19 protein-coding genes and 1 pseudogene are annotated in these 21,790 nt (G+C 55.0%); 9 read left to right on the forward strand and 11 right to left on the reverse strand.

Features of this window, described 5'->3' with window-relative positions; genetic code table 11:
* The first annotated feature begins 118 nt into the window (after positions 1–118).
* The 4 genes from bglG (at position 119) to J8X26_RS04550 (ending at position 3,835) form a co-directional block, all read left to right on the forward strand.
* Positions 119–967 (forward strand): transcriptional antiterminator BglG, encoded by an 849-nt coding sequence (gene bglG, locus J8X26_RS04535; protein ID WP_208950260.1) that lies wholly within the window; start codon positions 119–121, stop codon positions 965–967.
* Between the two features lie 232 nt (positions 968–1,199).
* Entirely contained in the window at positions 1,200–2,681 is a 1,482-nt protein-coding gene (gene ansP, locus J8X26_RS04540) for an L-asparagine permease (RefSeq protein ID WP_152325814.1), read from the forward strand.
* A gap of 150 nt (positions 2,682–2,831) precedes the next feature.
* Complete coding sequence (locus J8X26_RS04545; protein ID WP_152325815.1) at positions 2,832–3,029, forward strand: hypothetical protein; 198 nt, start codon at positions 2,832–2,834, stop codon at positions 3,027–3,029.
* A complete protein-coding gene (locus tag J8X26_RS04550) occupies positions 3,029–3,835 on the forward strand; it encodes a hypothetical protein (RefSeq protein WP_152325816.1) in 807 nt (268 codons plus the stop codon). The genes J8X26_RS04545 and J8X26_RS04550 overlap by 1 nt, the downstream gene beginning before the upstream one ends.
* A gap of 28 nt (positions 3,836–3,863) precedes the next feature.
* Here J8X26_RS04550 and J8X26_RS04555 read toward each other — a convergent pair whose 3' ends face one another.
* On the reverse strand, positions 3,864–4,553 hold the full coding sequence (locus J8X26_RS04555) for a fumarylacetoacetate hydrolase family protein (protein ID WP_208950261.1): 690 nt from the start codon (positions 4,551–4,553) through the stop codon (positions 3,864–3,866).
* 92 nt (positions 4,554–4,645) lie between these two features.
* On the reverse strand, positions 4,646–5,440 hold the full coding sequence (locus tag J8X26_RS04560; RefSeq protein WP_152325818.1) for an SDR family oxidoreductase: 795 nt from the start codon (positions 5,438–5,440) through the stop codon (positions 4,646–4,648).
* Between the two features lie 112 nt (positions 5,441–5,552).
* Here J8X26_RS04560 and J8X26_RS04565 point away from each other — a divergent pair, with 112 nt between their 5' ends.
* Complete coding sequence (locus J8X26_RS04565; RefSeq protein WP_208950262.1) at positions 5,553–5,999, forward strand: helix-turn-helix domain-containing protein; 447 nt, start codon at positions 5,553–5,555, stop codon at positions 5,997–5,999.
* A gap of 47 nt (positions 6,000–6,046) precedes the next feature.
* On the opposite strand, the gene J8X26_RS04570 is transcribed toward J8X26_RS04565, so the two are convergent.
* From J8X26_RS04570 to J8X26_RS04590, 5 genes and pseudogenes are all read right to left on the reverse strand, one after another.
* Positions 6,047–8,074, reverse strand: a complete 2,028-nt coding sequence (locus tag J8X26_RS04570) for a CocE/NonD family hydrolase (RefSeq protein WP_208950263.1) — start codon at positions 8,072–8,074, stop codon at positions 6,047–6,049.
* Positions 8,071–9,714: pseudogene (locus J8X26_RS04575) on the reverse strand (ABC transporter ATP-binding protein). The gene J8X26_RS04570 and the pseudogene J8X26_RS04575 overlap by 4 nt, the downstream one beginning before the upstream one ends.
* Entirely contained in the window at positions 9,711–10,538 is an 828-nt protein-coding gene (locus J8X26_RS04580) for an ABC transporter permease (protein WP_208950264.1), read from the reverse strand. The pseudogene J8X26_RS04575 and the gene J8X26_RS04580 overlap by 4 nt, the downstream one beginning before the upstream one ends.
* A 12-nt stretch (positions 10,539–10,550) precedes the next feature.
* Complete coding sequence (locus tag J8X26_RS04585; protein WP_208950273.1) at positions 10,551–11,498, reverse strand: ABC transporter permease; 948 nt, start codon at positions 11,496–11,498, stop codon at positions 10,551–10,553.
* A complete protein-coding gene (locus tag J8X26_RS04590; RefSeq protein ID WP_208950265.1) occupies positions 11,498–13,081 on the reverse strand; it encodes an ABC transporter substrate-binding protein in 1,584 nt (527 codons plus the stop codon). The genes J8X26_RS04585 and J8X26_RS04590 overlap by 1 nt, the downstream gene beginning before the upstream one ends.
* A gap of 218 nt (positions 13,082–13,299) precedes the next feature.
* Between J8X26_RS04590 and J8X26_RS04595 the strand changes: the two genes are divergently transcribed.
* A complete protein-coding gene (locus J8X26_RS04595; protein ID WP_152325824.1) occupies positions 13,300–13,575 on the forward strand; it encodes a cyclic nucleotide-binding protein in 276 nt (91 codons plus the stop codon).
* Positions 13,576–13,631: 56 nt separating this feature from the next.
* Here J8X26_RS04595 and J8X26_RS04600 read toward each other — a convergent pair whose 3' ends face one another.
* Both J8X26_RS04600 and J8X26_RS04605 read right to left on the reverse strand, forming a co-directional pair.
* The gene (locus J8X26_RS04600; RefSeq protein ID WP_165057007.1) at positions 13,632–14,522 is read right to left on the reverse strand and encodes a LysR substrate-binding domain-containing protein; all 891 of its coding nucleotides are present in this window, start codon (positions 14,520–14,522) and stop codon (positions 13,632–13,634) included.
* Positions 14,523–14,546: 24 nt separating this feature from the next.
* Positions 14,547–15,965, reverse strand: a complete 1,419-nt coding sequence (locus J8X26_RS04605; RefSeq protein ID WP_208950266.1) for a PLP-dependent aminotransferase family protein — start codon at positions 15,963–15,965, stop codon at positions 14,547–14,549.
* Between the two features lie 168 nt (positions 15,966–16,133).
* Between J8X26_RS04605 and J8X26_RS04610 the strand changes: the two genes are divergently transcribed.
* A complete protein-coding gene (locus J8X26_RS04610) occupies positions 16,134–16,397 on the forward strand; it encodes a DUF1127 domain-containing protein (protein WP_152325827.1) in 264 nt (87 codons plus the stop codon).
* Between the two features lie 65 nt (positions 16,398–16,462).
* Here J8X26_RS04610 and J8X26_RS04615 read toward each other — a convergent pair whose 3' ends face one another.
* Positions 16,463–17,617: an iron-containing alcohol dehydrogenase gene (locus tag J8X26_RS04615; RefSeq protein WP_152325828.1), complete on the reverse strand. Its 1,155-nt coding sequence runs from the start codon at positions 17,615–17,617 to the stop codon at positions 16,463–16,465.
* A 64-nt stretch (positions 17,618–17,681) separates the two neighbouring features.
* Complete coding sequence (gene metG, locus J8X26_RS04620; protein WP_208950267.1) at positions 17,682–19,712, reverse strand: methionine--tRNA ligase; 2,031 nt, start codon at positions 19,710–19,712, stop codon at positions 17,682–17,684.
* 152 nt (positions 19,713–19,864) lie between these two features.
* Here metG and apbC point away from each other — a divergent pair, with 152 nt between their 5' ends.
* On the forward strand, positions 19,865–20,977 hold the full coding sequence (apbC, locus tag J8X26_RS04625) for an iron-sulfur cluster carrier protein ApbC (protein WP_208950268.1): 1,113 nt from the start codon (positions 19,865–19,867) through the stop codon (positions 20,975–20,977).
* A gap of 145 nt (positions 20,978–21,122) precedes the next feature.
* Complete coding sequence (gene udk / locus J8X26_RS04630; protein ID WP_120506638.1) at positions 21,123–21,764, forward strand: uridine kinase; 642 nt, start codon at positions 21,123–21,125, stop codon at positions 21,762–21,764.
* The last annotated feature ends 26 nt before the right edge of the window (positions 21,765–21,790 follow it).

Raw genomic sequence — 21,790 nt, forward strand, 5'->3', positions numbered from 1 at the left:
ATGTGCATTGAGTGGCTAATCTAACCTGCTAGAATTATCAGGCAGATACGCAATGCTACGGCAGACAAAACCTGATCTTCTTCACTGACGATCGGGTTTTTCTTTTCAGGGAATCACAATGAAAATCGCCAAAATTTTAAATAATAACGTGGTGGTTGTCGTCAACGATCAGCAGCGGGAACAGGTCGTCATGGGCCGTGGTCTGGCGTTTATGAAAAAAACGGGAGATGAACTTGATGACAGTAAAATCGAGAAAATCTTCGCCTTACAAAACGACGAACTGGTCGCGCATCTGACGGAACTGCTCTCGCATATTTCGATGGAAGTGATGACGACCTGCGACCAGATCATTTCGCTGGCACGAACCCGGCTGGGAAAGTTGCAGGAAAATCTGTATATCGCGCTGACCGATCACTGCAACTTTGCCATTGAACGGCAGAAAAAAGGTGTGCCCATCAGCAATGCGTTGCTGTGGGAAACGCGACGTCTGTATCCCAAAGAGTATGCGCTGGGCGTGGAAGCGCTGGACATTATTGATGCCCGTCTGGGCGTGCGGTTGCCGGTGGATGAAGCCGGTTTTATTGCCCTGCATCTGGTCAACGCGCAGCTGAACGGCGAAATGCCGGAAGTGGCGCGCATTACCCGCGTGATGCAGGAAATCCTCAATCTGGTGAAATACCAGCTGCGTCTGGAATATGACGAAGAGTCGCTGAGTTATCAGCGGTTCGTTACCCACCTGAAATTCTTCGCCCAGCGGATGCTGAACCGGACCGTGGTCGCCGATGACGATATGACGCTGCATGTGGCGGTAAAAGAGAATTACCCGCAGGCGTGGCAGTGTGCAGAAAAGATCGGGGAATACCTGACGGCGCAGTACCAGCGCGGGCTGACGACGGAAGAAATCATGTACCTGTCGATCAATATTGAGCGGGTGCGCAAAGAGAGCAAACCACAAGATCATGCATAAAACTGTCGTTGCATGCGCAATTCACGCCGCGAAATATGTCTTATCACAATTTTTAAGTACGGTTTTTTTTGCCTCGGTTAATGAGAACAGGTAGCATCCTTCGCCGTTATTGCATCAAAAACAGTTCCGGCTAAAAAAACTACAGTGGGTTAACCACGTAAACGTCGTGGCTTGCAATCGTTTGCTTGCTGCACCGGCGTCAGGTGAAGGTTATTTTGGAGAACAAGTCATAATGAAGTCTCATAAGAAATCGGCAGAGGCAAAACACGCCGCAAAACGGCGCTGGCTGGATTCGCACGAAAGCGGTTACCACAAGAGCATGGGCAATCGTCAGGTTCAGATGATTGCTATTGGGGGTTCTATCGGTACCGGTTTATTCCTTGGTGCGGGTGCGCGTTTACAGATGGCAGGCCCGGCGCTGGCTATCGTGTATGCGGTATGTGGTATTTTCTCGTTCTTTATTCTGCGTGCGCTGGGTGAACTGGTTTTACACCGTCCGACCAGCGGCAGTTTCGTCTCTTATGCCCGTGAGTTTCTGGGCGAAAAGGCCTCCTATGTGGCGGGCTGGATGTACTTCCTGAACTGGGCGATGACCGGCATTGTCGATATCACCGCAGTGGCTCTGTACATGCACTACTGGGGAACCTTCGGTGATGTCCCGCAATGGATGTTTGCCCTCGGTGCGCTGGCGATTGTGGCGACCATGAATATGATCGGCGTGAAGTGGTTCGCTGAAATGGAATTCTGGTTTGCGCTGATCAAAGTCGCGGCTATCGCAATCTTCCTGGTGGTCGGCGTGGTGTTCCTCGGCACAGGCAAACAGCTCGACGGCAATACCACCGGTCTGCACCTGATCACCGACAACGGCGGTATCTTCCCGCACGGCCTGTTACCGGCGCTGGTTTTAGTGCAGGGCGTGGTCTTCGCCTTTGCGGCGATCGAACTGGTCGGTACCGCAGCGGGCGAAACGAAAAATCCTGAAAAAGTGCTGCCGAAAGCCATCAACAGCGTGATCTGGCGTATTGCTTTGTTCTACGTCGGCTCCGTCGTGCTGCTGGTTCTGCTGCTGCCGTGGAATGCGTATCAGGCGGGCCAGAGTCCGTTTGTGACCTTCTTCAGCAAGCTCGGCGTGCCGTACATCGGGACAATCATGAATATCGTGGTGCTGACCGCCGCGCTGTCGAGCCTGAACTCTGGCCTGTATTCCACCGGTCGTATTCTGCGTTCGCTGTCGATGGGCGGCTCTGCGCCGAAATTCATGTCGAAGATGAGCGCGCAGCAGGTGCCTTACGCTGGCATTCTGGTGACCGTCGGTATTTACGTAATAGGCGTCATCCTCAACTATTACGTGCCTTCGCAGGTCTTTGAGATTGTCCTGAACGTTGCGTCACTAGGCATCCTCAGCTCATGGGCATTCATCATCGTGTGTCAGATGAAACTGCGTACCGCCATCAAAGAAGGTCGGGCGAAAGACGTCTCCTTCAAAATGCCGTGGGCGCCGTTTACTTCATGGCTGACGCTGGCATTCCTGGCGGGCGTACTGATTCTGATGGCGTTTGATTACCCGAACGGAACCTTCACGGTTTCCACTATTCCGGTGCTGATCATTCTGCTGGTTCTGGGCTGGATTGGCTTGCGTAAGCGCGCGGCGGAAGTGCATGCCGAGCAGGCAGCGCACGAAGAAGCGCATCACGAAAGCGTGGAAACGAAGTAAACCGGGCAGAATGTTTGCCGTGAAAGAAGGTCGTCCTGCGGGGCGGCCTTTTTTTTGCCTTTCAGAAAGTAAACATTCCTAAACTCTCCTGATTTTTCACCGCATTGCCCTTCGTTGACTAGGCTTGTTCTTTTGCTGTGAGAGAAACCTATGCTAAAGAATCTGCTTCAAATTTTTTCCAGCCCCGAGCAATTTCTGGGGCTGTTCAGTGCGAAGGATATTGAGAATACGCTGGAGGAGGGGGAGCGTATTTTGATTGATGAAAACGGTACTGCCTCGGTCAATCCGGCGAATCAGGACATGCAGGAAGATTTCGCCCGTCACGTCAAACGCATGGGTGTGCTGTAATGGCGACGGCGGTTTTCATGGTGTTAATGGTCTGCGGTTACTGGTACACCACCCGCGACATCTCATCACGTTTCAAACTCAAACGGACATTTGGCTGGGATGTCTATTTTCTGGTGGCGCTCTACGGCTGCATTTTTGTCCTGCAAGGCGTGCTGATGATTGCGCTGGGGTATATGGCGCTGTGGGGCATTTCAGAAATCGTGAACGCCATTCCGGCCACGGTTTATGCGCATCAAAACGTTCATTACCACCGCGATTTTATCAACTGGAGTTTCTTAGGGATTCAGGCACCGGTTGTCATCATGCTCGGCATTTCGGTGATGCTTTGCCTGGTGCGCACCACCTGGTCGCCGGGCTTGCGGCTCAATACCGCCGGACGCAAGCAACTGTACAAACAGCTCACCCGGGCCAACGGCGTCGAAGGTCTTTTGTACCAGTGCATGGAGCAGGGCGATATGGTGTTTATCACGCTCCAGTCACGGCGTGTGTATATCGGGATGGTGCACACGGCGCGCTGTGAAACCTCATCATCAGATAACGTCGTGGTGATCCCGATGGTCAGCGGCTACCGCGACAAAGACACACTGGAGCTGCGCGTTGAGCACAACTATGCCCGGTATTATCAGGAACACGGCGTGACGCCTGTTTCCCAGCCGGTGAATGCACTGAATTTCAGAAAGGTGATTTTGCTCAGCCAGATAGAAACGCTGTCACTGTTTGATCCGTCCAGCGCTTGTGCATTTGAGAAGCTGATCCCGCTCGTTACGGAAGAGGCTGAAAGAAAGGCGGGAGAAAAGGACGCCTGAAATCAGGCGTCGCAGCAGGGATAGACGCTTAAACGATAGTAAAGCTGAATTCGCTCAGCCCTTCGATCCCGCCGGTGATCACATCACCGCGCACAACCGGGCCGACGCCCGCAGGCGTACCGGTGTAAATCAGGTCACCGGGCTTAAGCTCAACGGCCTGTGACAGATAACTGATCACATCCGCCACCTGCCAGATCTGATCACTTAAATCGCCGCGCTGACGTTTTTCGCCGTTCACATCCAGCCAGATTTTACCGGCGGCAGGATGTCCGGTCTGGCTGACCGGCAGCAGCGGATTCGCGGGTGCGGAATCATCAAAGCCTTTGGCGAAATCCCACGGACGCCCCTGCTTTTTGGCCTGCGCCTGGATGTCGCGACGGGTTAAATCCACGCCGACGGTATAACCCCAGACATGCGAAAGCGCGTCTCCGGCGGCGATGTTTTTACCGCCCTCGGCGATCGCTACCACCAGTTCCACTTCGTAATGCAGATCTTCGGTCAGTGTCGGATACGGCACGTTACCGCGGGCAGGAATAACCGCATCAGCCGGCTTACCAAAGAAAAATGGCGGTTCACGATCCGGATCATGCCCCATTTCGCGGGCGTGCTCGGAATAGTTACGTCCGACGCAGTACACACGGCGTATCGGAAAACGGGCGCTCTGGCCTTCGACGGCAAGAGAGGAAACTTCAGGTGTAGCAATTACATATTCAGTCATCGTATTCACTTCACAAAGTTGGCGAATTAACATATTTGCAAAGCAAATCAACATTGACCAGTAAATTTATGTTACTGGTCAATGTCTCACTGTCAGGCTTTGTAACGCGGCGCGGCGTGAGATTGCAGGAAGTTCGGCACCATCGCCGAACGCAGGGCGTCAAAATCGTCCCACTGTTTTTCGTCCTGCAACGGCGGAATAGTGACTTTTTCTTTGCGGTCAAAGCCCAGCAGCGCGGCATCTACCAGTTCACCGACTTCCATGACTCCCGGTACTTCATCGATATTTTTGCCCGAACGCGCCCAGATTTCGGTACGCGTTGCGGCCGGTAACACGGCCTGAACGTACAGGCCGCGTTCTGCCATTTCAAATTGCAGCGTCTGGCTGAAAGTCAGCACAAAAGCCTTAGTCGCGGAATACACCGCCGATTGCAGCTCCGGCGTCAGCGCCATCACAGAAGCGATATTAATAATGGCGCCGTCTTTATGTTTAATCAGACCGTCGAAAGCGACACGGGAAAGACGTGCCACCGAGGTGACATTCAGGGTGATCAGATTCTCGATAGCCCCGGCGTCACTGTTCTCAAAACCGGCTTTCAGTGAAGCCCCGGCGTTATTGATCAGCAGGGAAATCTGCGGCGTGGCGCGGATGAAGTCTTCGACACGGGCGAGATCTTCGCTGCGGGTCAGGTCAGCAGGCAGCACGGTGATATTTACGCCCGACTCTTGTTGCAGGCGATCGGACAGCGCATTAAGACGTTCAACGTCACGGGCAACCAGAATTAAATCGTAACCACGCTTTGCCAGGCGATCGGCATAGGTTGCGCCAATACCGGTGGATGCCCCTGTGATCAAAGCAACAGATTTGGAGCGAATAGAATCTGACATAGTAGAACCTCGGGTTTGAATAGGTGGTTTAATTATGAAACCAGATGATTTTTAGCACCAGTGGTTTTATAATGCAACCAGATTATTTAAACCGCATTGAGCAGGAAGTGCCATGAAACGAACCCGTCTGGAAAATACGCCTTGTCCGGCAGGCCGTGCGCTGGATTTAATTGGTGACTGGTGGACGCTGCTGATTGTCCGTGATGCCATGCGTGGAATTTCGCGTTTCAGTGAATTCCAGCGCAGTCTGGGCGCGGCTAAAAACATTCTCAGCACGAGACTGAAAGCGCTGGTGGCGGAAGGTATCTTGAAAGTTGAACCGGCGGCGGATGGCTCGGCGTATCAGGATTATGTGCTGACAGAAAAAGGGCTGGCGCTGCAACCGGTGCTGGTCGCGCTGGGGCAGTGGGGAAGTGAATACCTGTTTGAAGAAGGCGAAGCCTGCACGCTGCTGGTTGATAACAAAAACCGCCAGCCGCTGCGCAAACTTGAAATACGTGCGCAGGACGGGCGGGTGCTGGAGAGTCAGGACATTACGGCGATAATTCCTGAAGTTTGATTCAAATCCCAACCCGCTCCCACCTCAGCGAAGGGGGATAAGCAAAGTTACCGCGCAATCCTCTCGTGCCAGTATTTCGTGAATTCTTCTTCGCCGTTCAGACTCACCACCATGTCGCCGCTGACGATAAAGTGGGTCAGATCACTACGCAGCTCGAGCGTAATTTCCGCCTCCATCCACCAGCCTTCTCGCCCCATTTTCATGGTTTGCGTCAGCAGATAGCGCGCGGAAAGCGGGTCACTGTTACTGACCGTCAGCTCGCGGCGTAGACCGTGATCGACGGTCGTATCGATATCATCGAAACGGTAAACGCCTTCACCGAATACGCCACCCACGCCGTGGGTCACGCTGGTCCAGCTGTCGGTAAGGAAATCATAAGTGATGTTGCGATCAACGCGTCCCGGTGACAGTACGGTCTGCGGGGTAAGCGGGGCGCTTTGTGGTTCGGCGATCGGGCCATCAACCGGTACCGGCTGTTCGCAAACCGGCAGACTGAGCTGCGCGCTGTGCAAATCTACCGTCAGCGTCGCGGCTTCTGCCATCGGCCAGATCATCGGCCAGAAAGTGGTTGCCAGCGAGAGCCGCAGGCGATGTCCGGCGGCAAAGCGGTGAGCGATGCCATCCAGCTGTACCGGTACTTTGACTTTTTGCCCCGGTACGAGCGGTACAGATTTATCGTGGCCGTGCAGATGCGCCAGATTCAGCCAGCCGTGTGTGACGCGGTTTACCGCACCTTCCGGTGAAACGTCGGAAAGGCGCACGTAAAGCATCGCCGCCGGTTTATCACTGCTCAGCTCCACCGTGAATTCCGGAAAGCCGAAGATGGACAGCGGTTCGGCCAGCGGTTCGCCGTCAAAGATTTCCGCCATGCCGTCGTCAACGCGCTGATCCGGCGGCATTTCACCGGGCACGCCAGCGCCCATCCATTCCCCGGCCATCAGCCCGTGATTCTGAGGCGAACAGATATTGATGACGCCCGCGCCGGCATCCGGCTGAGTATTCAGCTGGCCGCGCGAAAGCCAGCGGGGCATGTAATTAATATTGCTGGCGGTGCCGCGATCAAATCCCACCCATTCGCCTTTGCTGACCGGACGCATCGCCGAAGGCGGCTGGCTGTCCTGCAACCATGTCTGAATCATCGGGCCTTCCATCGCGCCGTTTTGTTCGCCCTTCAGCCAGTGATCCCACCAGCGAACCGCTTCCTGCAGGAAACCGATCGTCGGTTCCGGCGTGCCGTCCTGGGGATAAATATGCGCCCATGGGCCGAGAATGGCGCGGCGCGGAACCTGTAAATTGTCCATCAGGCGGAAAACGGCATTGCTGTAGGCATCTGCCCAGCCGCCAATCGCCAGCACCGGACATTCAATGGCTGACCAGTCTTCGCACACCGAGCCGTGCTGCCAGTATTCGTCGCGCAGCGGATGCTCCATCCACAACGCCGGGAAGAAGGGCATGTTTTCCAGACGGTTCAGCCAGTCTTTGTACCAGCTTTCACCGACCAGCGCCGGATCAGACGGACGGCTCTGGTACGCCAGCATAATGCCGCCCCACCAGAGGTTATCGTTAAGCAGGCAGCCGCCTTTGTAGTGGATGTCATCGCGGTAGCGGTCGTCGGTTGAGCATACGGTGATGATGGCTTTCAGCGCCGCAGGACGACGGGCGGCGACCTGCAATCCGTTAAATCCGCCCCAGGATTTGCCCATCATGCCGACGTTGCCGCTGCACCAGTTTTGCTGCGTGATCCATTCGATGACTTCGAGCGCGTCGTCCTGTTCCTGCAACAGGTATTCGTCGGCCAGCAATCCGTCGGATTCGCCGCTGCCGCGCATGTCCACACGCACCACCGCGTAACCGTTGCCGGCAAAGAATCCGTGCATCGGTTCATCGCGGGTGCGGGTTCCGTCGCGCTTGCGGTAAGGAATGTATTCGAGGATCGCCGGAACCGGCTGGTTTACCGCATCATCCGGTAGCCATAATCGCGCGGCGAGGCGTGTGCCGTCGCTCAGCGGTATCCACACATGTTCAGTCACGGTGACGGCGTGGGGGAATTCGGTCACGATGCGTTTGGTATTCATAAGACTCCTGTCGAAGGAATGGCTGTAGCCGGAAGCGGAACGTTGCGCAGGGCGAGAACGTCGTCCAGCCAGCGGGTGCGCATTTCCGGTACGGACGTCAGCAGTTTTTCGGTGTAGCTGTGCATAGGCGCGCTGAATACCACGCCGGTATCGCCACTGGCGACCACCTGGCCCTGATACATCACCGCGACCTGATGGGCGATACGTTTCACGGTGCCCAGATCGTGGGTGATAAACAGGTAAGACAGCCCGAGCTGTTCCTGTAAGCGGCGCAGCAGATTCAGTACTTCCTCAGCGACCAGCGGATCGAGCGCGGAGGTGGCTTCGTCACAGATAATCAGTTCCGGCTGCGCAGCCAGCGCACGGGCTATACAGACGCGCTGTTTCTGCCCGCCGGAAAGCTCGCCGGGACGACGGTCGATCAGCTTTACCGGCAGCTCCGTCAGGCGCAGTAACTCTTCCACGCGCTCGCGAACCTGCTTTTTGTTCATCCCGAAATAGAAACTCAGCGGGCGGCCAATGATATCCAGCAGCGTCTGGCGTGGGTTGAGCGCCACGTCTGGAAGCTGATAAATCATCTGCATCCGGCGCAGGGTTTCTTTGTTGCGCTTCTGGTAATTATGCGAAAGCGCCGTGCCGTCGAAGTCCACCGAGCCTTCGGTGTCCGGTAGCAGACCCACCAGCGCCCGCGCCAGCGTACTTTTTCCGCTGCCGGATTCACCGATAATCGCCAGCGTTTTGCCGCGAGGGAGTTGCAGACTGACATCATGCACCACGCGTTTACCGTTATAACCGGTGCTGAGTTTCTTCATAGTCAGCAGCGGCTGGCCGGACGATTCATGGCCGCCGGTCAGTGGCGTCAGCGCGTGTTCACGCTCCGCGACCAGCCTGCGGGTATAATCCTGCTGCGGATTTTACAGAATGGTTTGCGTGCTGCCGGTTTCCACTTCCTTGCCGTGACGCAGCACCATAATGCGGTCGGCGAGCTGCGCGACAACGGCCAGATCGTGCGTGATATACAGCGCGGCGGTGTTGAACTCACGCACCAGTTTGCGCAGCATCACCAGCACTTCAATTTGCGTGGTGACGTCCAGCGCCGTGGTCGGTTCGTCCATGATCAGCAAATCCGGTTTACAGGACATCGCCATCGCGGCCATTGCGCGCTGAAGCTGTCCGCCGGAAAGCTGATGCGGATAACGCTTGCCGATGTTTTCCGGATCCGGCAAATCCAGTGAGCGGAACAGCGAAATCGCCCACTGGCGGCTTTCTTCTTTGTTCATCAGACCGTGGCGGACCGGGCATTCGCATACCTGTTTTTCGATGGACAGCTCCGGGTTAAACGAGGCGGCGGCGCTTTGCGCGACATAGGCCACGCGTTTGCCGCGCCACTCGCGTTTAACGCGTGAAGGCTGTGAAACAATGTTGGTGCCGTCGAGGATCACCTCGCCGCCCGCAATCCGGCAGCCCTGACGTGCATAGCCCAGCGCCGCCAGCCCGATGGTGGATTTGCCTGCGCCGGATTCACCAATCAGGCCGAGCACTTCGCCCGCCGCCAGTTTCAGCGAAATATCCTGCACCAGCGGCGAACCGTCGAGGGTTTCGATGCGCAGGCCGCGCATTTCTAAAATCGTGTGTGTCATGCTTCATCTCCCTGCGGCAGGCTGTTACGGGCCAGCAGCCAGTCAACCACCAGATTGACGCCAATCGTCAGCAGCGCAATCGCCGCCGCCGGATAGAGCGGCGCAAACTGACCAAAGTTAATCGCCTGCGCGTTGTCACGCACCATGCTTCCCCAGTCAGCATACGGCGGCTGAATACCTAATCCTAAGAAGCTCAGACCCGCAATAAACAGGAAGGTAAAGCAAAAGCGCATACCAAACTCTGCCAGCAGCGGCGGCAGGGCGTTAGGCAGAATTTCTTTGAACAGCACCCAGCGCAACCCTTCACCGCGCAGACGCGCCGCTTCGACATATTCCTGACAGACAATCGCCTGGGCGACCAGGCGTGCCAGACGGAACACGCGGGTGGCGTCGAGCAGGGCGATGGTCAGCACCAGGACCGGAATCGAGGTGCCCATTACGGATAATACGATCAGCGCGAAAATCAGCACCGGAATCGACATCACGGTATCGACGATGCGCGAAAGCACGGTATCCACCCATTTGCCGTAAATCGCGGCGGTGAAACCGGTGACGATGCCGATGATAAATGAGCTGAAGGTGATGGTCAGGGCGATGGCAATTGTCGTGCGCGCGCCAAATAAAATGCGCGAAAGCATGTCGCGCCCGAGGCTGTCGGTACCAAACGGCGTGGCGGAAGACGGCAGCAGCCAGATATCGCCAACCTGTTCGGTTTCGCTGTGAGGCGCAAGCCACGGCGCGAAAATGGCGGCGAAGAGATTCACCGCAATAATCACAATGCCAATCCAGGCCGACAGCGGGATGTTAATGAAATACCGGTTCATGCTGTCCCTCTTTTAGCGCGCATGGCGCAGGCGTGGATTACACCAGATCGCCAGTAAATCGGCGGTGATATTAAGAAAAATGTAGGTGCCGCCAAACAGCAGACCGCAGGCCTGAACGACCGGCAGGTCTCGCTTGGTGACGGCGTCCACCATGTACTGGCCAATGCCCGGATAGACGAACACCACTTCCACCAGAATGACGCCAACCACCAGATACGCCAGATTGAACGCCACGACGTTGATGATGGGCGCGAGGGCGTTGGGCAGCGCGTGCGAGACTACAATACGCCAGCGCGGAATGCCTTTGAGCACCGCGCTTTCGATGTACGGGCTGGACATCACCGCCGTCACCGATGCACGCGTCATGCGCAACATATGCGCCAGCACGACCAGCGTCAGCGTGAGCATCGGCAGGGTGCAGACGTAAAGCCGGTCGGCGAACGAAGATGAACTGTCAACCATCGCCAGACTCGGGAACCACGTCAGGCGGATAGCAAAGGCGATCACCAGAATGTAGCCGACGAAAAACTCCGGCACGGAAATGCTGATGAGCGTGAGGGTATTTGCCAGCCGGTCAAACACGGAACCGCGCCAGATGGCGGAAGCGATACCCAGACCGACCGCCAGCGGAATGGCGATCACGGCGGCGTATCCGGCCAGAAACAGCGTGTTCGCCAGACGCGGCAAAAGTTCGTCGCTGATGGCGCGACCGTTCGCCAGTGAATGACCTAAATCGCCGTGCAGAATCCCTGCCAGCCAGTGCAGATAGCGTAGCACCGACGGTTCATCCAGACCCAGTTGCAGCCGCAGAGCCGCCACGGTTTCCGGCGTCGCGCTTTGCCCTAAAATCGCGGTAGCGACGTCGCCGGGCAGCATTTCTGTGCCAATAAAAATCAGCACAGAGACCAGCCACAGCGTGATAATGCCCAACAGGACCCGCTGTAAAATCCGTTTTTTCATCATGCCTCCAGCCAGACGCGCTCGGCCAGACGACCACCCATGAAGTTGAACATCGGATGCGGTTTGATCCCGCCGACTTTTTTGCTGGCGGCATCGAGATAATCACCAAACAGCGGGATCATCGCACCGCCGTTGTCGCGCACGATGCTTTGCAGCTCGCCATAAATTTCAGCGCGTTTGGCTTCATCGAGCAGTGAACGCGCCTGAAGCAGCAGGGCGTCAAACTTCTCATCTTTCCAGTGCGTGTCATTCCATTTGGCGGTGGACTGGTAGGCGGTTGAAAACATCTGGTCAGCCGTCGGGCGTCCACCCCAGTAACCCATGCTGAACGGGGCCTTCATCCACACATCGTCCCAGTAGCTGTCGGCAGGCTGGCGCTTGATGTTGACCTGAATGCCGCCTTTCTGTGCCTGACCCTGGAACAATGCGGCGGCGTCGAGCGCCCCGGCAAAGGCGGCGTCAGACGAAGACAGCTCGACTTTCAGGTCGGTTAATCCGGCTTTTTTCAGGTAGAACTTTGATTTGTCCGGATCGTATACACGCTGCTCGAGACTGTGGTTGAAGAAACGGTCGGTTTTCGGGATCGGGTGATCGTTGCCCAGCGAGCCGTAGCCGCGCAGTACGGTATCAAGAATTTTCTGGCGGTCGATGCCGTGTTTAATCGCCATGCGCACATCGTTGTTGTTATACGGCGCGACGCTGCAATCCATCAGGAATGTAAAGTGCTGGCCGCCGGAGGAACGGATAATGTTCAGGGCCGGACTGCGTTTGAGGAAATCGACGGTTTTGAAATCGACGCGGTTGATCGCGTGAACCTGACCGGAAATCAGGGCGTTGGTGCGCGCGGTCGGGTCGTTGATCACCAGCACTTCCACGGCGTCAACAAAGGCGCGATCCGGCTTCCAGTAATTCGGGTTACGTTTGAACAGCGAGCGTACGCCCGGTTCGTACTGATCAAAGATAAAACCGCCGGTGCCAATCGGGTGCGACCAGTCGGTGAAGCCCGCGGGCACGACCACCAGATGGTAATCTGCCAGCAGGTACGGCAGGTCGGCGTTGCCGCTGTCGAGAGTAATCAGAATCTGGTTGTCGCCCTGTTTGGTCAGGCCGGTAATCGGTACCAGCTGCGTTTTGATGGCGCTTTTGGATTTGTCGCCGCGGTGCAGGTTGATGGAGTAAAGAATATCGTCGGCGTCCAGCTTTTTGCCGTTGTGGAAGGTGACGCCATCACGGACGGTAAACACCCATTCGGCTGCGCCCGGTTTGGCTTCCCACGCAGAGAACAGTTCAGGCGTGGCTTTGTTATTTTCATCAATTTCAATCAGGCCATTCATCAGCATATATGCCTGGTTGAGCGGCACCCAGTCGCTGAATAACGTCGGGTCGAGCGTATCACTGGTATTTCCGCCTGACATACCCAGTTTTAATACGCCGCCTTTTTTTGGTTCAGCAGCGAAAGCAGAGAAGGGTGAAAAACCTAAGGCACTGGTAATACCCACAGCGGAAGCGCTGGTAATAAAGCCGCGACGGCTAAGTTGTGCATCCTGCATTAATTTCGTCAAAGGGGAATTATTATCTTTCATTAATTTTCTCCATAGTACGTGCTGGAATTTTATAGGTGCAGGCGAAATACCCCGGGTGTATCTAATTGGCGCAATGGATTGCCCTGATGATTTATATCAAAACCCCCTGTTGAACTTGCATGAGAATTTATCATGAGGGTATGCGAAAAATGCGCGGCAGAACACCCTGAAAAGCTTTATTTTTCTGAGCTATCAATGACAGGAAAGGGAAGTGGCCGGTGGAGATGCATACGGTTGTCGGTTTAATTGGGGTATTTTGCTACCTTCTTGCCTATGCGCTGGTTCAGATGCGCAGGCTAGCGGTTGATGCTAACAGTTACGCCTATCTTAATATAATCGGCGGTGTGTTTGGCCTGTATTCGTTAAGCCATGATTTTAATCTTGCATCCTGTATTTCACAGTCATGCTGGCTGTTGTTTACATTAATCGGGATGAATTCTGCAAGAAAACGCAGAGTTCTGGAGAAAAATAAAATCCCGCCCGCTGATATATAAATAACATATAAGATTATTATTATTTGCTCCTCCCCGTGCGAAGGGGGAGGAGTTTTTTAAGGCTGTTTCAGCCAGTTAATTACTTTATGCACCACCGGTTTCAGGAACCGGTCTTGTGGCGTCAGCATGTAGCATTTTCCGGCAGCAGCCAGTTTACCCGGATGCGCGGCGACCAGTTGTCCGCTGTTGATGTAATCCTGTACCAGACCTTCCCAGCCCAGAAGAACGCCATCGCCCAGCACCGCTGACTGCACCAGAAACGGGTAGTTGTTGGCGCGCCATGTCCGGCGCGGGGTGACGAAAGTGACATCCTGTGAGGCGAACCAGTCGCGCCAGCCGGTCCATTCCCGTTGCGGATCGTCCTGAATCAGCAGTGTTTGTTCCAGCAAATCCGCCGCGCTGGCACGGGCGGGCAAACGGTTGAACAATTCCGGCGAGCACATCGGATAACAGACTTCATCAAACAGTGCCTGCACGTGATAGCCGGGCGGCGGTTCGCGCAGATAGAAAATAGCCAGATCAAATTCTGATGACTTCAGTTCAGAAAAGCTGTCGGAAATTTTCATCTGGATTTGCAGATCCGGCATCAGCTGGCGTAAAGAAGACAGGCGCGATGACAGCCACAGGCCGCTCATGGCGCTGGTACAGGCCAGCGTCACCTGCGGTAAACCGTTCCAGCCCATGACTTCGGCCGTCGAAAGCGAGATATCGCCGAGCAGTTTTCTTACCTGATGCGCGTAAGTTTCACCGCGCGGTGTGAGCGCGGTTTTGCGCTGCGCCCGCTGGAAAAGTTTGCAGCCGAGCATTTCCTCAAGCTGAATAATCTGGCGGCTGATGGCGCTTTGCGTGAGGTTCAGCTCGTCGGCTGCCCGGGAAAAACTGCAATAACGCGCCACACATTCGAAGGCCACCAGGGTGTTGAGCGGTGGTAACGGTTCTATCTGCACAGTGATGAGTTCTCCGGGATGCGTTTAGCAGCTTTCCAGCATGTATGAAACCATCTGCCCGACCTGCTGAACGGCGCGTTCAGTTTTGGCCGCCAGAGGCTGAGCATAGTTAATACGCAGACAGTTGCGGTATTTCCCTGAAGCGGAAAATATCGAACCGATCGCAATTTGCACAAAATGTTCTTCCAGCAGCCGGTTCAGGCGCTGCGTATCCACGCGTTCGTCCAGCTCAATCCACAGCAGGAAACCACCCTGAGGGCGGCTGACCCGCGTGCCACACGGAAAATATTTCATCACCCAGTCGGTCATGGTGCACAGATTGCGCTGGTACTGATTACGCATTCTGCGCAGGTGCTGAAGGTAATGGCCCTGTTTGATGAAATCCGCGATGGCGATTTGCGGCAGCGTGGCCGACGCGCCGGTGGTGATGTATTTCATGTGCAGTGCGCGGTCGTGATATCGGCTCGGTGCAATCCAGCCGACGCGCAGACCGGGCGCGAGCGTTTTTGAAAATGAGCTGCAAAGCAATACGCGGCCGTCGTCGTCAAACGAGGTAATGGTCGCCGGGCGCGGATACTGATAGGCCAGTTCGCCGTAAACATCGTCCTCGATAATGGCGATATCGTAACGCTGCGCCAGCCTCAGCAGCGCTTTCTTGCGGTCATCCGGCATGTTGTAGCCGAGGGGATTGTTACAGTTTGGTGTGAGCTGGATAGCTTTGATGGGCCACTGTTCCAGCGCCATTTCCAGTGCTTCCAGGCTGATGCCGGTGACCGGGTCTGTCGGAATTTCCAGTGCTTTCATGCCAAAGCCTTTCAGGGTTTGCATCGCGCCGTGAAAACTCGGGGAATCTACCGCCACAATATCGCCGTGTTCGCAAACGGAACGAATGGCGATAGACAGCGCTTCGTGACAGCCGGTGGTGATCAATATATTGCTGGCATCCATATGGCTGCCGCTGTCGATCATCAGGCGCGCAATCTGTTCGCGCAGATCTTCGGAGCCGTAAATGCTGTCGTAGTGAAAGGCATTGAGGTTCTGATGTTGTCCGGCGCGGCCCATCAGACGGCTGAGCGGTTTGAGCGTGGCGGCGGTGACGTCCGGTGAACCGCGCCCCAGCTGAACAAAACCGGGAAGGTGCGGCGAGGTGATCAGCTCCAGAACCTGATCCCACTGGGAAATTTCCACCGGACGCTGCGTCGGACGGCACCCGCTCGGCAGCGCCGCCTGCAACCGGGCTTCCCTGACGAAGTAACCGGATTTCGGACGTGCTTCCACCAGCTGTTTTTCTTCCAGTACGCGGTACGCCTGCTGAACGGTACTGACGCTGACGCCGTGCTCGCTGCTTAAGACGCGCACCGACGGCAGGCGGATCCCCGCCGGGTACAGCCCCTGTTCGATGCGTTCGCTCAGTACATTCGCCAGATTTTCGTAACGGTTCATTTTCATTCCCTTAACGTCTGCGCAATAAGAGCAGTACAGATGCGTCTAATCTAACGCTGAATCTGTCATTGGATCCAGAACTGTATGGTTGAAATACAAAATAACTGAATCTGTAATGTTTTTGCCGGATGTTAGATCCTGATCACAGGTCGTTAACAGGAGCAGAAAATGAAAAATACCATTGAAGAACGGCAGTTTGCCGCTTGTGAGTCAGTGCGTAGTGCCGATAGTGTTGCACCGGTACAGATGCCGGTTAAGCAGGGCGGATGGGTAAAACAGGTGTTCAGTGTTTTACATGCCTGGAATGAGCGCCGCGTCAGCCGCAAACTTCTGCATGCGCTGAGCCCGGAGCAACTGAAAGATATCGGGCTGGCAAGATCGGATATCGATAAAGAGTATCCACGAAGCGTCTGGCCGAACTGGCCGAAATAAATGAGACGTTATAAAAAAGGGGAAACGGTGTCGCGTTTCCCCTTCGATTTCTTCAGCTGCGGCTTTTAGTAGCTCAGGCTGAGAATGCGGCGGGCAGCCACCCGATCGATATCTTTGTGTTCGCCCATCGGCAGCAGGTTGAAGCGGGTCAGATTCTCCAGCACTTCTTCAATGACTTTTTCCGGCACGCCGTACGCGCTGATGCGCGTTTTCACGCCCATATCATCAAAGAAATCGCGGGTTTTATCGATGGCCGCGGTGATACGGGTTTCTTCATCACCGTCGGTCAGCCCCCAGACGCGCTCTGCGTATTGCAGCAGTTTGAGGCGTTTGGTTTCACGTTGTACCTGAAGCAGCGAAGGCAGCAGAACGGCCAGCGTTTCAGCGTGATCCAGATGATAGAGCGCGGTCAGCTGGTGGCCGATGCGGTGCGTTGCCCAGTCCTGCGGCACACCGACGCCAATCAGACCATTCAGTGCCAGCGTTGCCGACCAGGTGACGGTTGAGCGCACATCGTAATTTTCCGGATCGGTCAGCGCTTTCGGGCCTTCTTCGATAAGCGTCAGCAGCAGGCCCTCGGCAAAACGATCCTGCACTTTGCCGTAAACCGGATACGTCAGGTATTGCTCAATCACATGCACAAAGGCGTCAACCACGCCGTTGGACACTTGTTTAACCGGCAGCGTGTAGGTTTTTCGCGGATCCAGCACGGCAAACTGCGGGTACAGATGCGCGTCGCTGAAACCCATTTTTGCGCCCAGTGCGACGTTAGTGACCACGGCTGTCGGGTTCATTTCCGAACCGGTCGCCGGTAACGTCATGATGCAACCGAGCGGCATGGCTTTTTCCAGCGGCAGGCGTTTCGACCACATATTCCAGACGTCGCCCTCGTACAGGACGGCGGCGGCGATAAATTTGGTGGCATCCACGACAGAACCGCCGCCAACGGCCAGCAGGAAGTCGATTTTTTTCTCTTTAACCAGCTCAACGGCAATCATCAGGGTTTCGAAATGCGGGTTAACCTCAATGCCGCCAAATTCGAAAATTTCGCGGTCACCGAGAGCTTTGCGCGCTTCATCAATCGTACCGAATTTTTTTGCGCTGCCGCCGCCGTAGGTAATCAGGACGCGGGCGTTGGCCGGAATGTACTGGCCGATATCGGCAATACGCTGTGTACCAAAAAGAACGCGGGTGGGATTGTAGTAATCGAAGTTAAACATAGCAGGAACTCCTTGAACCTCCCCCCGGGGATGAGGGGAGGGGCTTACTGAGAAACGCAGTGGCTTATTTCACCTGCATGCCAGGTTGTGCGCCGGAATCCGGGCTGAGCAGGAAGATGTCTTTTCCGCCAGGGCCTGCGGCCATCACCATGCCTTCAGAAATGCCAAAGCGCATTTTACGCGGCGCAAGGTTTGCGACCATGATGGTCAGACGGCCTTCCAGCGCTTTCGGATCCGGATAGGCAGAGCGGATACCGGAGAAGATCTGACGGGTTTCGCCGCCCAGATCCAGTTGCAGACGCAGCAGTTTGTCGGAACCTTCCACGAAATCAGCGCTTTTGATCAGCGCGATACGCATGTCGACTTTTGCGAAGTCATCAAAGGTGATGGTTTCCTGAATCGGATCATCCGCCAGCGGGCCGGTTGCAGGGGCTTTCGCTGCCGCAATGTCTTCTTTCGATGCATCAACCATGGCGGTCACTTTATCCAGTTCGATACGGTTAAACAGCGCCTTGAACGGATTCACTTGATGAGAAAGCAGCGGTTGTGCAATCGCATCCCACTCAAGCGTGGTGTTCAGGAAAGCTTCTGTGCGTTCAGACAGTGAAGGCAGAACCGGTTTCAGGTATGTCATCAGAACGCGGAACAGGTTGATGCCCATTGAGCAAATCGCCTGCAGGTCCGCGTCGCGGCCTTCCTGTTTTGCCACAACCCACGGCGCCTGTTCGTCTACATAACGGTTAGCCAGGTCAGCCAGCGCCATGATTTCACGGATTGCACGGCCTGATTCGCGGCTGTCATACGCCTGCGCAATACTTTCAGCGGCATCCGTGAAGGTTTTGTACAGCGCTTCATCCGCCAGTTTATCCGCCAGTTTGCCGTCAAAACGTTTGGCGAGGAAACCGGCGTTACGTGAAGCCAGGTTGACCACTTTGTTCACGATGTCTGCGTTAACGCGCTGCACGAAATCTTCCAGATTCAGGTCGATATCGTCGATACGGGAAGACAGTTTCGCGGTGTAGTAATAACGCAGGCAGTCTGCATCCAGATGGTTCAGATAAGTGCTGGCCTTGATGAAGGTGCCGCGTGATTTAGACATCTTCGCGCCGTTCACCGTCACATAACCGTGAACGAACAGGTTGGTTGGTTTGCGGAAATTGCTGCCTTCCAGCATTGCCGGCCAGAACAGGCTGTGGAAATAGACGATGTCTTTACCGATGAAGTGATACAACTCGGTGGTGGAATCTTTCTTCCAGAACTCGTCGAAGTTCAGGTCGCTGCGGCGGTCACACAGGTTTTTGAATGAACCCATGTAGCCGATTGGCGCGTCCAGCCAGACGTAGAAATATTTGCCCGGCGCATCAGGAATTTCGAAACCGAAGTACGGCGCGTCGCGGGAGATATCCCACTGTTGCAGGCCGGATTCAAACCATTCCTGCATTTTGTTCGCGACCTGCTCCTGCAACGCACCGGAACGGGTCCACGCCTGCAACATCGCGCTGAATTCAGGCAAATCAAAGAAGTAATGCTCGGAATCACGCAGCACAGGCGTCGCGCCGGAGACCACAGATTTCGGCTCGATCAGTTCGGTCGGGCTGTAGGTTGCACCACACACTTCACAGTTATCGCCGTACTGGTCTGGCGATTTACATTTCGGGCAGGTGCCTTTAACGAAACGGTCAGGCAGGAACATGCCTTTCTCCGGATCGTACAGCTGAGAAATGGTGCGATTCTTGATGAAACCGTTTTCTTTCAGACGACCATAAATCAGCTCCGACAGTTCACGGTTTTCGTCACTGTGCGTGGAGTGATAGTTGTCGTAGCTGATGCCGAAGCCGGCGAAGTCTTTCTGATGCTCCTGGCTCATTTCGGCAATCATCTCTTCCGGCTTGATACCGAGTTGCTGTGCTTTCAGCATGATCGGTGTGCCGTGCGCATCGTCCGCACAGATGAAGTGCACTTCATTGCCACGCATTCGCTGGAAACGAACCCAGACGTCAGCCTGGATATGCTCGAGCATGTGACCGAGGTGGATGGATCCGTTGGCGTACGGAAGTGCACAGGTTACCAAAATTTTTTTCGCGACTTGAGCCATAGTAAGAGCTTGCTTTCTGTTGTTGAAATCAGGGGCATTGATGTTAACCGAAAGCGCCGCCCCGCGTAAACAAACGGGGGGATCTCCTTACGTGTGTTCTGTTATGCTTAGGGTAAATAACTAGTCTGATAACCAGTTTTCAAGGAGCCGGGATGACATCTCAATCCCCACAGCAGACCACACCCGCAGGGCTGCGCGCACTCGTGACCGGCGTACTGGCCACCTTCCGCCATTCAACACTTCAAAAAGATTTAGCTGCGATAAAAGCGGTGCATCATTGCGTGCTGATGGACGAAGTTCTGCATATCGATCTGACGCTGCCGTTTGCCTGGAACAGCGGTTTCGAGGTGCTTAAAGATGAAACCAGCGGTGAATTGCTGCGGGTTACCGGCGCTTCGGCCATTCAGTGGAACCTGCGTCACGATATCGCCACGATGAAACGTGCCAATGAGCAGCCCGGCATTAAAGGCGTACGCAATATTCTGGCGGTCAGCTCAGGCAAAGGCGGCGTGGGTAAATCCACCACGGCGGTGAATCTGGCGCTGGCGCTGGCCGCGGAAGGCGGAAAAGTCGGTATTCTGGACGCGGATATCTATGGCCCGTCGGTGCCGAACATGCTGGGCACGGAAGAAGAGCGTCCGACATCACCGGATGGTGTACATATGTCGCCGATTATGGCGCACGGACTGGCGACGAACTCCATTGGTTATCTGGTCACCGACGAAAATGCGATGGTGTGGCGCGGCCCGATGGCCAGCAAAGCGCTGATGCAGATGTTGCAGGATACGCTGTGGCCGGATCTCGATTATCTGGTGATTGACCTGCCGCCGGGCACCGGCGATATCCAGCTGACGCTGTCGCAAAATATTCCGGTGACGGGCGCGCTCGTGGTGACCACGCCGCAGGACATCGCGCTGCTCGACGCTATGAAAGGCATTGTGATGTTTGAGAAAGTACATGTGCCGGTGTTAGGCATTATCGAAAATATGAGCATGCATGTGTGCAGCAACTGCGGGCATCATGAACCGATTTTCGGCACCGGTGGCGCACAACGTCTGGCCGAAAAATACCGTTGCGAATTACTGGCTCAGTTACCGCTGCATATTTCGCTGCGCGAGGATTTGGATCGCGGCGAACCGACTGTTGTCTCTAATCCTGAAAGCGAGTTCACGACGATTTATCGCGAACTTGCGTCAAAAGTGGCGTCGCAGCTGTTCTGGAAAGGCGACGCGATTCCGACAGAAATCGCTTTCCGGGCGGTTTAATCTCCCAACTCTGCGAATTATTGCCCGATGTCAGCGATTACACCGCCTTAACGCTGGCATCGGGTAGTGTGTTGTACTTATAATTGGCGCGTTCAAAGCACACGCTGTGCTTGCCTTCCAACTTCCAAATCAGGTCTTTAATTTTATGTCTGACAAATTCCATCAGTGTGTCATCGTGGGTATCGCTGGCGCATCTGCTTCGGGAAAAAGCCTCATCGCCAGTACGTTATACCGTGAACTTCGTGATCAGGTAGGTGATGAGCATATCGGGGTGATCCCGGAAGATTGCTACTATAAAGACCAAAGCCATATGACCATGGAAGAACGGGTCAAAACCAACTATGACCATCCCAGTGCCATGGATCACAATTTGCTGTTCCAGCATTTGCAGGCAATGAAGTCAGGTCAGGCTATCGAATTACCGAGTTACAGTTTTATCGAACATACCCGTCTGGCTGAGACCGTGACGCTCAAGCCTAAGAAAGTCATTATTCTGGAAGGGATCCTGTTACTGACCGACGTGCGTCTGCGTCAGGAAATGAATTTCTCTATCTTCGTGGATACACCGCTGGATATCTGCCTGATGCGCCGCATGAAGCGCGATGTCAACGAGCGTGGCCGCTCTATGGATTCCGTGATGGCGCAATACCAGAAAACTGTCCGTCCAATGTTCCTGCAATTTATCGAACCTTCAAAACAATACGCAGACATCATTGTGCCGCGTGGCGGTAAAAACCGGATTGCGATTGATATTCTTAAGGCGAAAATCAGCCAGTTCTTCAACTAATCGCGGAACAATCCGTAGAAAACCAC

The sequence above is a fragment of the Rahnella sp. ChDrAdgB13 genome, from assembly GCF_017655185.1.
GTDB lineage: Bacteria > Pseudomonadota > Gammaproteobacteria > Enterobacterales > Enterobacteriaceae > Rahnella > Rahnella contaminans.

Excerpts from the sequence above, each read along its gene's own strand:
- J8X26_RS04590 (WP_208950265.1), bottom strand. The coding sequence starts at position 13,081 with ATGAAAGATAATAATTCCCCTTTGACGAAATTAATGCAGGATGCACAA.
- J8X26_RS04560 (WP_152325818.1), bottom strand. The coding sequence starts at position 5,440 with ATGTCAGATTCTATTCGCTCCAAATCTGTTGCTTTGATCACAGGGGCA.
- J8X26_RS04610 (WP_152325827.1), top strand. The coding sequence starts at position 16,134 with ATGAAAAATACCATTGAAGAACGGCAGTTTGCCGCTTGTGAGTCAGTG.
- J8X26_RS04580 (WP_208950264.1), bottom strand. The coding sequence starts at position 10,538 with ATGAACCGGTATTTCATTAACATCCCGCTGTCGGCCTGGATTGGCATT.
- J8X26_RS04555 (WP_208950261.1), bottom strand. The coding sequence starts at position 4,553 with ATGACTGAATATGTAATTGCTACACCTGAAGTTTCCTCTCTTGCCGTC.
- ansP (WP_152325814.1), top strand. The coding sequence starts at position 1,200 with ATGAAGTCTCATAAGAAATCGGCAGAGGCAAAACACGCCGCAAAACGG.
- J8X26_RS04550 (WP_152325816.1), top strand. The coding sequence starts at position 3,029 with ATGGCGACGGCGGTTTTCATGGTGTTAATGGTCTGCGGTTACTGGTAC.
- apbC (WP_208950268.1), top strand. The coding sequence starts at position 19,865 with ATGACATCTCAATCCCCACAGCAGACCACACCCGCAGGGCTGCGCGCA.
- J8X26_RS04605 (WP_208950266.1), bottom strand. The coding sequence starts at position 15,965 with ATGAACCGTTACGAAAATCTGGCGAATGTACTGAGCGAACGCATCGAA.
- J8X26_RS04545 (WP_152325815.1), top strand. The coding sequence starts at position 2,832 with ATGCTAAAGAATCTGCTTCAAATTTTTTCCAGCCCCGAGCAATTTCTG.
- udk (WP_120506638.1), top strand. The coding sequence starts at position 21,123 with ATGTCTGACAAATTCCATCAGTGTGTCATCGTGGGTATCGCTGGCGCA.
- J8X26_RS04570 (WP_208950263.1), bottom strand. The coding sequence starts at position 8,074 with ATGAATACCAAACGCATCGTGACCGAATTCCCCCACGCCGTCACCGTG.
- bglG (WP_208950260.1), top strand. The coding sequence starts at position 119 with ATGAAAATCGCCAAAATTTTAAATAATAACGTGGTGGTTGTCGTCAAC.
- J8X26_RS04565 (WP_208950262.1), top strand. The coding sequence starts at position 5,553 with ATGAAACGAACCCGTCTGGAAAATACGCCTTGTCCGGCAGGCCGTGCG.
- metG (WP_208950267.1), bottom strand. The coding sequence starts at position 19,712 with ATGGCTCAAGTCGCGAAAAAAATTTTGGTAACCTGTGCACTTCCGTAC.
- J8X26_RS04585 (WP_208950273.1), bottom strand. The coding sequence starts at position 11,498 with ATGAAAAAACGGATTTTACAGCGGGTCCTGTTGGGCATTATCACGCTG.
- J8X26_RS04615 (WP_152325828.1), bottom strand. The coding sequence starts at position 17,617 with ATGTTTAACTTCGATTACTACAATCCCACCCGCGTTCTTTTTGGTACA.